The 15,488-nt window shown below is 37.0% G+C and carries 12 protein-coding genes and 1 other annotated feature (1 of these 13 only partly in view); of the genes, 5 read left to right on the top strand and 7 right to left on the bottom strand.

Translation table 11 applies throughout. The features are described from left to right. Window positions 1-190 precede the first annotated feature (190 nt). Window positions 191-952 (top strand): sulfite exporter TauE/SafE family protein, encoded by a 762-nt coding sequence (locus D9780_RS01675; protein ID WP_205601126.1) that lies wholly within the window; start codon window positions 191-193, stop codon window positions 950-952. Window positions 953-1,246: 294 nt separating this feature from the next. Then, window positions 1,247-1,954 (top strand): polysaccharide deacetylase family protein, encoded by a 708-nt coding sequence (locus tag D9780_RS01670; protein ID WP_121639051.1) that lies wholly within the window; start codon window positions 1,247-1,249, stop codon window positions 1,952-1,954. An 816-nt stretch (window positions 1,955-2,770) separates the two neighbouring features. Here the strand turns inward: D9780_RS01670 and D9780_RS01665 are convergent. Continuing rightward, window positions 2,771-3,061, bottom strand: a complete 291-nt coding sequence (locus D9780_RS01665) for a hypothetical protein (protein ID WP_116278189.1) — start codon at window positions 3,059-3,061, stop codon at window positions 2,771-2,773. 811 nt (window positions 3,062-3,872) lie between these two features. Here D9780_RS01665 and D9780_RS01660 point away from each other — a divergent pair. Together D9780_RS01660 and D9780_RS01655 are read left to right on the top strand one after the other, a co-directional pair. Continuing rightward, window positions 3,873-4,169: a hypothetical protein gene (locus D9780_RS01660; RefSeq protein ID WP_073006463.1), complete on the top strand. Its 297-nt coding sequence runs from the start codon at window positions 3,873-3,875 to the stop codon at window positions 4,167-4,169. 591 nt (window positions 4,170-4,760) lie between these two features. Continuing rightward, window positions 4,761-5,732: an oxygen-dependent tRNA uridine(34) hydroxylase TrhO gene (locus tag D9780_RS01655; protein ID WP_121639050.1), complete on the top strand. Its 972-nt coding sequence runs from the start codon at window positions 4,761-4,763 to the stop codon at window positions 5,730-5,732. Window positions 5,733-5,865: 133 nt separating this feature from the next. On the opposite strand, the gene D9780_RS01650 is transcribed toward D9780_RS01655, so the two are convergent. Further along, window positions 5,866-7,548 carry a methyl-accepting chemotaxis protein gene (locus tag D9780_RS01650; protein WP_121639049.1) on the bottom strand — a complete coding sequence of 561 codons (1,683 nt, stop codon included), beginning with the start codon at window positions 7,546-7,548 and terminating at the stop codon, window positions 5,866-5,868. Window positions 7,549-7,982: 434 nt separating this feature from the next. Between D9780_RS01650 and D9780_RS01645 the strand changes: the two genes are divergently transcribed. After that, window positions 7,983-8,462 carry a glutathione peroxidase gene (locus tag D9780_RS01645; RefSeq protein ID WP_121639048.1) on the top strand — a complete coding sequence of 160 codons (480 nt, stop codon included), beginning with the start codon at window positions 7,983-7,985 and terminating at the stop codon, window positions 8,460-8,462. A gap of 495 nt (window positions 8,463-8,957) precedes the next feature. On the opposite strand, the gene D9780_RS01640 is transcribed toward D9780_RS01645, so the two are convergent. From D9780_RS01640 to proS, 5 genes are all read right to left on the bottom strand, one after another. Then, on the bottom strand, window positions 8,958-9,680 hold the full coding sequence (locus D9780_RS01640) for an amino acid ABC transporter ATP-binding protein (protein WP_121639047.1): 723 nt from the start codon (window positions 9,678-9,680) through the stop codon (window positions 8,958-8,960). Beyond that, window positions 9,673-10,332 (bottom strand): amino acid ABC transporter permease, encoded by a 660-nt coding sequence (locus tag D9780_RS01635; protein ID WP_073006454.1) that lies wholly within the window; start codon window positions 10,330-10,332, stop codon window positions 9,673-9,675. Before D9780_RS01635 ends, D9780_RS01640 begins: the two co-directional genes overlap by 8 nt. A 273-nt stretch (window positions 10,333-10,605) precedes the next feature. Next, window positions 10,606-11,382: a transporter substrate-binding domain-containing protein gene (locus D9780_RS01630; RefSeq protein ID WP_121639046.1), complete on the bottom strand. Its 777-nt coding sequence runs from the start codon at window positions 11,380-11,382 to the stop codon at window positions 10,606-10,608. A 388-nt stretch (window positions 11,383-11,770) separates the two neighbouring features. After that, window positions 11,771-12,931: a M20 family metallopeptidase gene (locus D9780_RS01625; RefSeq protein ID WP_121639045.1), complete on the bottom strand. Its 1,161-nt coding sequence runs from the start codon at window positions 12,929-12,931 to the stop codon at window positions 11,771-11,773. A gap of 636 nt (window positions 12,932-13,567) precedes the next feature. Further along, a complete protein-coding gene (gene proS / locus D9780_RS01620) occupies window positions 13,568-15,007 on the bottom strand; it encodes a proline--tRNA ligase (RefSeq protein ID WP_121639044.1) in 1,440 nt (479 codons plus the stop codon). Window positions 15,008-15,319: 312 nt separating this feature from the next. Beyond that, window positions 15,320-15,488 (bottom strand) — a binding site (T-box leader) (it continues 45 nt past the right edge of the window).

Here is a 15,488-nt window from a genome sequence, read left to right as displayed (position 1 = left end):
TTATCTCCCACTTAGACTTGTTCAGCTCACATCTTCCAATGCTTGTAGCGGGTTTCTTACAGCACCTTATACCCAGAATAAAAAACTTGCCACAATGGGGAAATCACTTTTCATAAGAAATAGTAGCCATGGCAAGTTCTCATAGTCAACTAACAAAACAGCGGAGGGAAAGCAATTGAGTTTTGATTTTATGTTACTCATTTTTTTCATTGGTTTTATCGGTTCATTTATTTCAGGTATGGTAGGAATTGGCGGTTCGATCATTAAATATCCCATGTTACTGTACATCCCTCCCCTCCTCGGATTCGTAGCTTTTAGCGCACACGAAGTATCAGGTATTAGTGCTGTACAAGTATTTTTTGCTACGATTGGTGGTGTTTGGGCGTATCGCAAAGGTGGATATTTGAATAAATCACTCATTCTGTACATGGGAATTAGTATTTTGCTTGGGGGATTAATTGGGGGTTATGGTTCCAATATCTTAGCGGAGTCTACCATTAACATTGTATACGCCATCTTAGCTACTATCGCTGTTATTATGATGCTACTACCAAAAAGTAACGATGATAATACGGATTTACAAGACGTAACGTTCAATAAGCCGCTTGCAGCTGGTTTATCTTTTATCGTCGGAATCGCAGCTGGCATTGTTGGGGCAGCAGGCGCTTTTATTCTCGTTCCGATTCTGATTACCGTCTTAAAAATACCAACGAGAATGACAATCGCCAGCTCACTTGCCATTACGTTTATTTCTTCCATTGGTTCTACAGTCGGGAAGCTAGCTACCAATCAAGTATTATTTATCCCCGCGGTCATTATGATTGTTGCCAGTTTAATCGCTTCTCCACTTGGCGCAGAATTTGGAAAGCGTATAAATACAAAGATACTGCAACAGTTATTGGCAGTACTCATTTTTGCTACAGCGGTCAAAATTTGGTGGGATATTTTTTGAGCAGTTAGAGCATAAAAGAAGCATATTTGTACATAGTATAAAATGACTTCAGTCGGGGTTTCCTTGTTCATTCTTTAGAAAAACGTAGTTAGCTATCGCCAAGTCGTTATGGCGATGGCCGTAGTTTTTCTTATACTATAATCCATAATTTCCTAGAGTGCAAAAAAGTGGATTTAAATACTGCGATCTCCCTCCTGCACTACAACGCATCCCTTCTAATTCAATTCTAAGGTGGGATTCTTCCGGTAAAAAGCAATGCACGATACATTATCCTTATAGAAAATGAGGAATTCTATGTTTAAATATGCTATGTTACTAATTTATCTGCTTTTATCATTTTTTCCGACTACTGAAAACCTACATGCATATACAGAAGAAAGAATAAAGTATGAGAAGTCAGGAGATGTTATATGGGAAGGTTATACGGATGAAAAAGTGGTTGCAATAACGTTTGACGATGGGCCAAGTCCGTTATATACGCCACTCATTCTTGACATTTTAGACAAATTCAATGCCAAAGCAACCTTCTTTGTCGCTGGTTCCAACGCCAAAAAATATCCCTACCTTATTTACAGACAGTATTTAGAAAATCATGAAATTGGAAATCATACATTTAACCATGATTATCGAGCAGAGAACTTGAAAGAAGAGCTCGCTAAAACAGCAACCATTATTTATGAAATCACTGGTACATCGCCTACTAATTTCCGCCCACCGGAGGGCGTGTATAATGATGAAATTGTTGCCATCGCAAGCGAACAAGGATATACCGTTGTCTTATGGTCTTGGGATCAAGACCCAAAAGACTGGGATCGCCCCAGTGTTGATGCAATTGTAAATCATGTCACATCCAATATTTCTTCAGGCGATATTATTCTTTTACACGATTCAGGAGGAAACCGAAGCCAAACTGTAGAAGCACTACCAAAAATATTGGAGTTTTTAGATGAAAATGAATATAAGACGATAACAGTATCTGAATTGATTGAACGTACAAACTAATTGAGATTGCCTGGAAACTGCTGCTGGGCAAGATATCGCTCAACTTCGCGACTTTCCCGCTCATGTCTGGCTATTTTCGCTCACCTTTCAGACTTTTCCGCTCTTGTCTCGCTATTTTCGCTCATCTTTCAGACTTTTTCGCTCATGCTAGCTATTTTCGCTCACCTTTCAGACTTTTCCGCTCATGCCTAGCTCCTTTTCGCTCATCTTTCAGACTTTTTCGCTCATGCCTAGCTATTTTTCGCTCAACTTCTAGACTTTTTCGCTCATGCTAGCTATTTTCGCTCAACTTTCAGACTTTTTCGCTCTTGTCTAGCTCCTTTTCGCTCAACTTCCAGACTTTTCCGCTCTTGTCTAGCTATTTTTCGCTCAACTTCCAGACTTTTCCGATCATGTCTAGCTCCTTTTCGCTCAACTTCCAGACTTTTTCGCTCATGCTAGCTATTTTCGCTCAACTTCCAGACTTTTTCGCTCTTGTCTAGCTCCTTTTCGATCGCCTTCTAGACTTTTTCGCTCTTGTCTCGCTATTTTCGCTCACCTTTCAGACTTTTTCGCTCATGCTAGCTATTTTCGCTCAACTTCGAGACTATTTCGCTCATGTCTAGCTATTTTTCGATCGCCTTCCAGACTTTTTCGCTCTTGTCTCGCTATTTTCGCTCACCTTCAGGATTTTGACGTATCCACTGTATCGATTATTATTAAAATCACTGGTCTAGTCTAAAAAATACCAAATCACTATAAAAATTGTGATCTGGTATCTTTGTGTAACAAATAATACTCGTTCTTCATATCTTGACAAGTAACATAGCAAATGCCTTATTCTTCTGTTTCTTTCACAGTAATCACAAGTCCACCAAATTTTCCAGCAAATAAATTGTAGATTAAAGCACTTAGCAGTGCAACTAATACATAAATCCCTACAAATATGACAATGCCTAATAAAGATCCGATTGCAACGAGGGTCCCCATACCATCGCCCATCGAAAAGGTCCCTACAATTCCAATCATGGATAATAACCAATACATTATTGCAGGTATGATTGCGAAGTAAACCGTTACCTTCGCTACACTTCCATACGAAAATTTTTTAATTTCCTTTTTTGTCATTTCTTCCATCCCCTTATACTTTATTATTTATAATAATGCTGCAAACATATTACCCTGTATTTGGAAAATTAAACCTTAATATATGACAAAAACCTCCTATATTAGAGTTATGCCTGTAGCGCAAATAGTATGAATGAAACAGGCTGCCTTCTTCCCTTTCAAAAACTTACACTCTTGTCTGCAGATGATGGTTGTTGTCTCACAACCACAGGTTTAAAACTTTGCACTCATGACTCCATTCATTTGCAACCAACCTATCACTATGAAGTCTCTAGTAAACGTTTATACTTTTATCCTGCTAAAGACTTGTATAGATTGAAGTATATAGATTACATTGAACCACTCGTAAACGCTATCAAATTATTACAATACGTTTCGTTTATAAGATCATGCGAAATAACAAATACAATTTTATCCTTGTACTCCTCTAGTAAAGTGAAAAAGATTCCTTGTTGAGCATCTTTATCGATATTACTAGTTACCTCGTCTAATATGATAAAATCAAAATAGGATTATGCGCTAAAAATTCAGAGCATTATTTATTTTTATAACATTATTTTTGTCAATTACTTTTAATAATAATACCTTCAACTTTAATTGAAATTCTATTTCCGGCAAAAAAGGACAATCCATTCTCGCCTATTATTGGGTTTTTAATAATCGGATAATTTTAGAATAGAATTTATATCATTAATAATATAATTATTATTTTTTTCTAAATTGTACAATAGTATAATAATGATGATGTTATATATTTTCATTATATACATAAGTTGTTTGGGATTAAAAAAACAAAAGGAGGAGTTTTTACATGAAGATAGTTAATATTATCATTGGAACTTTAGTGCCAGCTGTGATAAGTACGGTAATAATCTTAGTAATTAGTTTGATCAAGCTGATGTTTACTCATGATGAAGTTGGATATACAACATCATTTTTCGATTCGTTATTTGTAAAAGTCGATGAAAATACCGATGGCTGGGATTTATATACAACTCTAGGGGTGAATACCGATAATTTAACACCTATTATTTTAACGATTATCTTTTTTTGGTTTTTCTATTTAATTTTAACTAAGGTCTATTTAGATAGAAAAAAGAAAATGTAAAGTAACAGATTATGGTAGAGCAAAGAAGGATAGACAGATATCATATGAGTATATCAATGGACTCTTAAATTTAACCAGAGACACAAATTGTAAACACATAGAAACAAATGAGAACCATGCCATGATTGAAGTAACTCCAGTCGATCATACGCAAAATTGTCCATATTACCATGCAGCATCTGTTCAACAGAAATGGCACTCCTTATTAAAGTAAGCATAAAATATCTTACGCTTACATTTATTAAAACAATCATTTTACCTACAAACCAAATATCTTTTCATGCCTATGAAGGGTGCTTTAAATCAAGCTGACGCTAGCAATGTACTTAAGTAAAAAGTTTGAGCAGTTAATTCTACTGCACGTGTAAGAGCTTGTATGATGTACCGCAATTTTGTTGTAGGTCTCAACTGTTTTTATTGGCAATAAGCTTCGTCAATTCATACCGACTCCTTAAAACTGTTTGTACAAAAAATCACAAACTAGAATATATCTAAAAAACATGCTACAATGTACAATTGCAAGATAGAAAAATGAATAACGACTACCATACATTTGTATCTTGCAAATATAAATGATAGGTGGTAAACAACATGGAAAGTAATATGCCATACGAGGTTTTATTGTATTATCATTATGTTCACATCGAGGATCCAGAGGGATATGCTGCTGAGCATTTGAAGTTTTGTAAGGAATTAGGTTTAAAAGGAAGAATTCTTGTTGCCCATGAAGGCATTAATGGCACATTGTCTGGCACAAAAGAGCAAACAAAAGCATACATGGATATGATGCATGCCGATCCTCGCTTTGCCGATATGGTGTTTAAAATTGATGAACATGATGGGCATGCGTTCAAAAAAATGCACGTACGACCACGAAAAGAATTAGTTACCTTCCGTCTTGAAAAGGATGTTGATCCACATGAGACGACAGGAAACTATTTGTCACCAAAAGAATTTTACGAGGCAATGCAGCATGAAGATACAGTCGTCATTGATGCGCGTAACGATTACGAATATGATTTAGGTCATTTCCGCGGCGCTGTGCGTCCAGATATTAAAACATTTCGTGAATTACCAGATTGGATTCGCGAGCACAAGGACGAATTTAAAGATAAGAAAATTTTAACCTATTGCACTGGTGGCATACGTTGTGAAAAATTCTCCGGTTGGTTAAAAGAAGAAGGCTTTGAAGATGTAAATCAACTACATGGTGGGATTGTCACATACGGCAAGGATCCGGTAGTACAAGGTGAATTATGGGACGGTAAATGCTATGTCTTTGACGAGCGCATTTCTGTGCCAGTCAATCAAAAAGAACATGTTGTCGTCGGTGTCGATTATTTTGACGGCGAACCATGTGAGCGTTACGTCAACTGCGCTAACCCAGAATGTAATAAACAAATTCTTTGCTCGGAAGAAAATGAGCATAAGTATTTGCGTGGTTGTACACATGATTGTCGCGTAAGCCCACGTAATTTATATGTGAAAGAGCACGAACTATCGGAAGAAGAAGTAGAAGCGCGCCTTGAGGCTATAGGTGAAAGCTTAACAATGAAAGCATAACATAAAGGCTTGTTTCATATGCTAGAATCTAACATATGAAACAAGCCTTTTCTATCTTCTGATGAAACGCATTTTCAAAAAGCGCCCTTTAACGCACCTATTCAAAAAAATCCTCATCGTACAGTTTGCCTACTTATTCAAATTTGTTAACGAGTTCTTGCAATTCTTCCGATATTTTTGCTAAGTTTTCTGCGGATGATTCCACCTCTTCTATTGAGGCTAGTTGTTCCTCTGTCGCAGCAGAGACAGTTTGTGTTTGCTCACTCGTATTTGTCACAACTTCTTTAATCTCATTCATAGAAGTTTGCAAATTCATTGCTCCTGACGACAACTGATTAATGTTTTCACTAATTTTCGCAAATTGATTTATAATGCGATTAAATGTACTTTCTATTTTTTCAAACGTACTACCAGCTTCATGGACGACGGTCGTCCCAGTTTCTACAGCTGCATCTGTAACGTCCATAGACTCCATCGTTTCATTCGTTTCGTTCTGGATATTCTCAATTAAGTGCGTGATCTGTTTAGCAGATTCGTTGGACTGCTCAGCAAGTTTCCTTACTTCTTCGGCAACGACAGAAAACCCTTCTCCATGTTCCCCCGCTCGTGCAGCCTCAATGGCAGCATTTAGAGCTAATAAATTCGTTTGCGATGCTATATCCGTAATAGTTTGGTTCATCGCATTAATTTCCGTTAATCTGCTACTCAAACCATGGATAGTTTTCCCTAAGTTAGTTACGTTACTACGAATGACTTCCATTTGATCAATGACATCATTCATCGCATTTTCCCCTCTTCTAGACAATTCCGCTGACTCTTTAGCTTGACTAGAAACAACAGTCGTATCCTCAGTAATTTTTTGAAAACTGGAAATCATCGTATCCATCGTATTAGCAGTCTTCTCAATATGTTCGAGCTGATTCGCTGATCCGGCTGCTATCTCTTGAATAGCAGAAGCAACATGTTCTGAAGCATGTGTATTTTGCCCAGCACTAGCACTTAATTGCTCAGAAGACGCGACGATAGTTTCAGACGCTTCTTGTGTCGACGATAGTAAATCCTTAAATGTAGTAATCATTCCATTAAAGGCTGTCACTAATTGCCCAAGTTCATCATTTGCTTTATAATTGCTTATTACTAGTTCACCTTGTTCGGCAGTCTTCATAATATGTCGTAAATGCTTCACTGGTTTAATAATCGTTTTAACAATCCATAAGCTAAAAGCTATAAACAGAATAATTCCTATTGTTGTTACTGCTATGAAGATCATACTTACTTCTTTTAGATGGCTTTGATTATGTTGATTCATATCATCCGCTTTATTCGTAAAGTATTCTTGAATTTTTGTCATTATACCGTCAAGCTCTATACGTTTACTCATAACATGATCTACATAGTAATTATATCCAGCATCTTGATCATCTTTTGCTAATTGAAGTGCATTATTTCGCCCTTGAATATAATCATCTTGTAGCATAGAATAACTATCAATGTTTATCACCTTTTCAGGATATAAGTCTTTCGTTTCTAGTTTTTCATTTTCACTCGCAAGCTCATCAATACGCTTTTTTAAATCACTATATGTATCAGGATCATTTGTTAGCAAAGCTTCCATGGAATACGCATCAATAGTAGCATTGTTTTTTTGAATGACCCCAAGTTTATTAATAGAAATTAAATAGTTATCATACATTTCTTTAGAATCATCTGCCATATCATGTACATATATAAACCCTACGACACTAATAATGGTCGATAAGAGGACAGCAAATGTAATGAGTAAAACAAACTTTTTTGCAATTTTTAAATTCCGCATCGTTCTTTCTCCTTCCAATGTAAATGAACACCTTTAAAAAAATACAATTACAGTAAATAATTTGTGAAGCATTGATCAAAATTTGAAATGGAATAGGCCCCTTATCATTTCCGTTACAATGTGGACTAATCAACACATATAGTTATATATACCTAAACTAGATGCTAGCAGCAACCCTATCATAGCCTTTTTTCCTACTTATTTCAATTATTTCAACCTAATAAATAGACTTTTAGAAGTCAATACGTTACTAGGTCTTTTAAATGATTTTTCAAACAAAACTCTAAACGATATTTTTGACAGTTTATTTGCTTATTGCTATTCTTTTTTTAGAAAGACTTAGCTCATTAGGTGGAAAAACACCGTCGTTTTTCTGACACTATAACACTTGGAATTTTTTAATTTTCTATAGTGCAAAAAGGAGGCTTTGTTATATGTCTATATACGATTTCGATGTAAAAACGATAGATGGGAAAGAGAAGTCGTTAGCTAATTATAAAGGGAATGTTCTGCTTATCGTAAATACAGCAAGCAAATGTGGTTTTACTCCGCAATTGGAAGGTTTACAACAGTTATATGATGCATACAAAAATGAAGGATTTTATGTACTCGGCTTTCCATGTAATCAATTTAAAAATCAGGACCCAGGCTCAGAGGAAGAAATCGCTACGTTTTGTCAATTGAATTATGGTGTCACTTTTCCGATGTTTGCAAAGGTGGACGTAAAAGGGGAGCATGCGCATCCGATGTTTAAGTATTTGACAGATGAAGCAAAAGGGATGTTTACGAAGCAAATTAAATGGAACTTCACAAAGTTCTTGATCAATCAGCAGGGCGAGGTTGTTAATCGCTACGCACCACAAACGAAACCAGAAAACATAAAAAAAGATATTGAAGCAGCTTTACAATCGTAAAAACCGCCTGTTTAGTAAAGTGGTGGAAAACGTTTTTTTAGTAGAAAAAGTGTTGGATGACATAGGGAAGTGGACATTAGCTTTTATAGCTAGTTTGCTTCTTTAATTATCCAACTAAAAAATGAGCAATTCGTTAGATGCTATATGTTTGCCTTTCTCTCGTAAGTTCATTGCTCTAGATAATTCTATATCCACTACCCTTCACCTCTTTCCTCATCCAAACGTACCTTAAAATGAATCATGTCAATACCATTTCCACTTTATGTTTATAAAATTACAACCAAGGTTGTGCAACTATCAGAAATGCACAAGCATACCTCGGCAAATACATGCGCTTTAGAGCTTTTATTGAGCATAAATGGGCTCAGTGCTTCCACTTTCTTATGTCAGAGCAGCACAGATATACTTTTCTGTCTGTGTTGCTTGCGTGTTTACTTGTCAGAGGCCAAAATATTACATCCTAGGTCGAACATGCTTACTTAAGACGCATTCTATTTATAAAACTTTATCCAAAAAATCTTTTGCTCGTTCTGTTGCAGGTGCTTGAAAAAAAGTAGAAGGATCTGCTTCTTCAATCAGCTTTCCTTGGTCTAAAAACAGAATACGATCTGCAACCTCTTTTGCAAAATTCATTTCATGTGTGACAACAACCATGGTCATACCAGTATTTGCTAAATCTTTCATCACATCGAGTACTTCCTTCACCATCTCTGGATCAAGCGCTGACGTAGGTTCATCAAAGAGCATTATTTCTGGTTCCATAGCAAGTGCCCTAGCGATGGCTACACGCTGCTTTTGTCCACCAGATAAGCGATTCGGGTAGGCTTCTTCTTTATCCGTTAAGCCTACTTTTGCTAATAGGTTTTTTGCTATTTGATAAGCTTCTTGCTTGGATATTCCTTTTACTTTTTGTGGTGCATAAGCCACATTATCTAATACTGTCATGTGTGGGAATAAATGAAAATGTTGAAACACCATACCGATATGCTTTCGGACAGCTAATTTATTTTGCTTTGGATCGGTAATTTCTTGCTTGTTAAGCCAAATCTTTCCTTCCGTTGGGAGTTCCAATAAGTTTAAGCAACGTAAAAATGTCGATTTACCAGATCCAGACGGGCCAATGACAGCGACAACTTCTCCGTGCTGAATCGTTGTCGATATATTTTTTAATACGGTTTGTTTGCCAAATTTTTTCGTTATATTTTCCGTTTTAATCACTTTGACGAAGCCTCCGTTCTAGTAATCTACCAAATTGTGTAAGAATAAAGACCATCACCCAGTAGATTAAGCCTGCGAATAATAATGGTTCAAAATTGCGATATAAGTCTGAACCAACCACTTGCGCACGGCGCATTAAATCTAAATAACCGATTGTAGATACGAGGGCGGATTCTTTTGTTAATGTAATAAATTCATTCATCATCGCTGGCAATATATTTTTAAATGCTTGTGGCAAAATGATATGTGCCATCATCGGACGATAAGGAATTCCCAACGCCTCTGCTGCTTCAGTTTGCCCTTTTTCCACTGCTTGAATACCACCACGAATGATTTCAGAAATATAAGCAGCTGAATTGAGACCAAATGCTAATACGGCAGAGATAAATGCGGATATATCATAGCCTGTTAACTGTGGAACAGCATAATAAATAATCATTAATTGTAAAATGAGTGGTGTGCCACGAAAGATGGACGTATACGCATCTGCAAAAGGTTTTAACACAGGAACTTTTGTTACTTTACATAAAGCTAGTAATGTACCTAAAATAAATCCAATGACTATAGATACACTAACGAATTTTAATGTTGCCCCAATTCCTTCTAATATAAAAGGAATGTAAGGCACGATTTGGCTGAAATCCAAATTCATGCCTTATCACCTCACTTTTCTCTCTCTATGTTTTTTCATCTATGTTGCATTTAGAAGTTACCCAACTTTGGCCGTATATCAAGTGAAGCTTCTTTTCAGTGGGGAATTCTTTCATCCCAGCTAATGTTTAGCCCTCAAGGGTAGAACCTCAAAAAGGGGAATTAGGTGGTTATCTTTCCATTAGACTTGATTAACCTCCATCTTTTCATTCTGGAGGTGGGAGATACCAATACTTTATATCCTTGATACATGTGTCAACTTCTGGTCACTTATCTATTGCAATTCTTTCAACCACTTATCTTCTAGCTTTTGAATTTCCCCATTTTCTTCAAATTTGGCTAGTACATCATTTACTTTTTCTACCAATTCACTTCCCTTTGGAAAAGCAATTCCCATCCCTGGGGAACTCTCTGTTGGATCATCAAAAAACTTTAAATCTTGTTCTTTTACATAACCAGCTGCAACAGTTTTATCCATATAACCGACATCAATCCGATTAGCGTTTAATTCTTGAGGGAGAAGTCCAGCTTTATCTACTGCTTTCACTTCAAATCCATATTCTTTTGCTAGTTTTTTTGCTCCTTCCTCTTGAATCGTTCCGAGCTGTACACCGACTGTTTTTCCTTTTAAATCATCAATTGTTTCAATTTCAGAGTCTTTCGTTGTTAAAAAGCTTTCGCCTGAACGATGGTATTCTGTTGAAAAATCGACATTCTTTTTCCGTTCCTCTGTTGCACTCATACCAGACATTACCATATCCACTCGATCTGCTTGTAACGCTCCAATTAACCCGTCAAATTGCATATCTTCTATTTCTAATTCATAACCTAATTCTTCCGCTATCATTTGTCCTAATTCAATGTCAAATCCTTCGAAATTCCCCTCTGGATCACGCGTTTCAAATGGAGGAAAGTCTGCTGATGTTGCCATTTTCAGTACCTTTTTCTCTTTTTCTGCTTCTCCAGATGCTTTATCATCGCTGCTTCCACAAGCTGTTATTATTCCAGTTAAGAGAACGACAAAAACTACTAGGATCATTTTATGTTTCATTTTATTCACTCCATTTTTTGTTTATATATGTCTCTAGATTTGCAAAACTATTTTTTAATTATGAATAGTGATTTGTTCCCATATAAGGCATGATAATTTTATCGTATAGAATGCATAACTCTTTCTATTGATCTCGCTATTTATGATGGCAACCTTGCATGTTTTTTAAGCCCTGTAAGCTGTTACTTCAACTTTTCTCACTTCACATAATCAAACTTTGAGATGATTTTTACGTATCCTTCGTAAACAGGTAACCGACAATTGTGAAATTTTCCTTTGCAACTTAGCTGTCATCGATGAACGAATGCTGTACTTAGGGAAAATTAGGCTTATCCTTTATGAGGAAAACCGACCAAAACCGCGAACTTTTAATCGTTTTTATAGTTCCTTAACACTTGGTTTTGCGAAATTCTTGTTGAATTTCTGCAAAAAGTTTTGCGTCTGTAATTACTTCAAAACCGGTCTGTGCTAGAGCCAGTGCTCCATCAGCAATCATTTGATGCCCTTTATCTGTAATTGTCATATCTGCAAACGCTTGTGTATGTGCCGTTAAACCAGGCATATCAAAGCCAATATATGGATGAATCGCTGGCACCACATGGCTTACATTTCCCATATCTATTGATCCATAGCCTTCTTTTGCAGGAAAAACAGGCTGAGCGGTGATTTTCTCTATATGTTTTGTAAAGGATTTGGATAGAGCCTGATTGGTTATCATATTGTCGTAGCTTAATTCATAATTAGAAACTTCTAATCTAGCACCTGTCATTAGTGCCGCACCTTCAGCAATGTGTTGTACTTTTTCTACTATTACATCTAATTCCTTTCGTTCTTTTGCTCGCACATAAAATTGTGCCACTGCTTTATCGGGGACTACATTAGCTGCCTCACCACCGTCTGCTATAATGCCATGAATGCGTACATCTGTTGGAAGATGCTCGCGCAATGCGTTAATCCCATTAAACAGCTGAATGACGCTATCCAGTGCATTAATTCCCTTTTCTGGTGCAGCAGCTGCATGAGACGTTTTACCGAAGTAGGAAAATTGAATCGCGTCCATTGCAAGTGCCTCTCCGCTTTCATACGATTGATCGCCAGGGTGAACCATCATTGCAACATCAATGGAATCAAAAAAACCTTGTTCACTCATTGGCACTTTAGCACCATTCGTTTCTTCTGCTGGTGTGCCTAAAACAACGACACTCCCCCCAGCTTCTGCTACCTGTGTACTTAAAATAATCCCCGCTCCAACACTCATCGTGCCAATGATATTATGACCACAACCATGTCCAACTCCGGGAAGTGCATCGTATTCAGCTAGGTACGCAATAGTAGGGCCAGGTTTTCCACTATCAAATGTAGCTTTAAATGCAGTGTTTCTCCCAGCTACATCTGTTTCTACCTCAAACTGATGCTCCTCAAGTAATTTCGTTAATAATTGCATCGATTGATACTCTTGATCGCCTAACTCTGGATGGTGATATAAATAGTCACTAATATGGCATAAATCACCATGGATATCTTGTATTGTTTCTTTTAACGACTTCATCTTCGTCCCACCTACATGTATAATTATTAATATGTAGGTATATTTATACCATTAAATGCATCATTATGCAATCTTTTTTTCTTTTTTTATGAAGAAAAGTATGTTTGTACTGTTATTTTCCGTTTTCAATTGTATTGCTGATTAATTAGCGTGATTTGCAATAACATGTCCCTTTAAACCATAAATTTTATGCATCAAGTTATGCCTTTTGCAAAAAATTCCTATTATCTCGTTAACGGAACCGTCGATTTTCTTTCATCTACTGCTTGTTCGTACAACAAGGGCAAGGGACGCTTTCTTATCTACAGAGGATAAATTGATTTTCTACATAGTAGCGTAAATTAATATGAGACATACCTAGTAAGAGAACCTATAAGGAAAGGAAAACTGTTGTAATTGAGAGGGATTTATCTATGAAGACTATCGATTTGTAGGAAAAGACTTGCTTGAAATGCATTTCATAGCAGTGCAAGCCATTAGGGGCGCTTATTAGAAAAGCTTGGCTTATCGCCCAGTAATATGGCGGCGCCGTGGTTTTATCCTAGAAACCTTAATACTTTTCCTAGTAGTGGATAAAAACGACCAAACCGCGCTTCATTTCAGATATTAAAAAAGAGAGGAACATCCCTCTCTTTTTTAATATGCTTTAGCCCAATACACTAACTCTTTCGCTTCTTTTCCACAGCATACGCATGTATCTGCTACTTTTTCTTGTTCAAGTGGAATACAACGAGAAGTTGCTAATGTTTCTTCTTTAATTTTTTCCTCACATGCTACATCGCCGCACCACATTGCTTTAATGAATCCAGCTTGTTCTTCTAAAACAGCTGCAAACTCATCCATGTTCGTTGCGGTATTTGTTTTTTCATGCAAATAATCTTCTGCTCGTTGATATAAATTCGCTTGTACTTCATCAAGTAGTGCAGGTAAACGAGTTGGTAATACAGCCAATGGAACAAATTCTTTTTCACCTGTATCACGTCGTACAAGGACTACCTGTTCTTTCTCGATATCCTTGGGCCCCATTTCAATCCGAACTGGTATACCTTTCATTTCATACTCATTAAATTTCCATCCAGGCATTTTATCACTAGCATCAATGTCTACGCGCACAATACCTTTTAATTGGTCACGAAGATCATATGCTTTATCCAATACGCCTTCCTTATGCTGGGCGATTGGTACGATCATCGCTTGTGTTGGAGCAATGCGTGGGGGTATTACTAAACCGCGGTTATCACCATGAACCATGATTAATGCACCCATGATTCGAGTGGATAATCCCCAAGAAGTTTGATGAACATATTGACTGTCTCCATTTTCATCTAAATACGTAATGTCGAAAGCTTCAGCAAAGCCTGACCCGAAATGGTGGGAAGTCCCTGATTGCAATGCTTTTCCGTCATGCATTAAGCTTTCAATCGTCAGTGTGTATTTAGCACCTGCAAATTTTTCTTTATCTGTTTTCTTCCCTTTAAGGACTGGGATCGCTAAATATTTTTCCACAACATCCGCATAAATTCCTAGCATCCGCTCTGTTTCTTCCGATGCTTCTTCATCTGTCGCATGTGCTGTGTGCCCTTCTTGCCAATGAAACTCGGAAGAACGTAAGAAAGGACGGGTTGTTTTTTCCCAACGGACAACATTCCCCCACTGATTGTACAGCTTTGGCAAATCACGATAAGAGTGAATGTTTTTCGAATAATAATCACAGAACAACACTTCTGACGTTGGACGTACCGCAAGACGCTCTACTAATTCTTCATCTCCACCGTGCGTAACCCAAGCAACTTCAGGTGCAAAGCCTTCCACATGATCTTTTTCCTTTTGTAATAGGCTTTCTGGAATGAATAATGGAAAGGCCACATTCGTATGACCAGTTTCTTTAAATTTTTTATCTAATACATCGCGAATATTTTCCCAAATGGCAAAACCATATGGGCGAATGATCATTGTTCCACGAACTTGGCCATAATCGACCAATTCAGCTTGCTTGACAACATCGGTATACCATTGCGCAAAATCCTCTTCCATGGCGGTTATTTTTTCTACAAATTGCTTATTTTTTTTACCCAAAACATAACACCTCATTTGAATAGTTTTATCTACATGTCGATACTATTTTTTGCAAATATGAAACCTTTCCGTTTTACCTAACTTTGTAAACACGTGCTTCAAACAATAAACTTACTACGAAATGGTGATTTACATTCATTGCTAATATTTTTCTAGCAGAAGCGGTGTTGTTTATGAAAGATCTTTTTTCAAAGGAAGTGATGGCTTTCCCTATAGTGAACGATGGCGCTTTTCATTCGATAAACCAAGGAAAGTGTTGCTTGTGAGCACCCTTTCACTTTTTCTCTATAAACATAAAAAATCCTCCATCCGATAAGGGACCGAGGTTGGTGGTACCACCCTTGTTTGCAAAAATAAACTGCACACTTCATTGGATAACGGGGTATCCCCGCGCTATTTTACAGCATAAAGCTTTCTAATAGCGAACTCCGAAGCAGGTTCCATTGATTATCTTTGGAAATTTCCACCATCCATTTCCTCT

It is taken from the genome of Virgibacillus sp. Bac330 (assembly GCF_003667845.1).
GTDB lineage: Bacteria > Bacillota > Bacilli > Bacillales > Amphibacillaceae > Virgibacillus > Virgibacillus chiguensis.
Note: the sequence above shows the minus strand (reverse complement) of the source record. Positions and strands in the feature narration are given on the sequence as shown.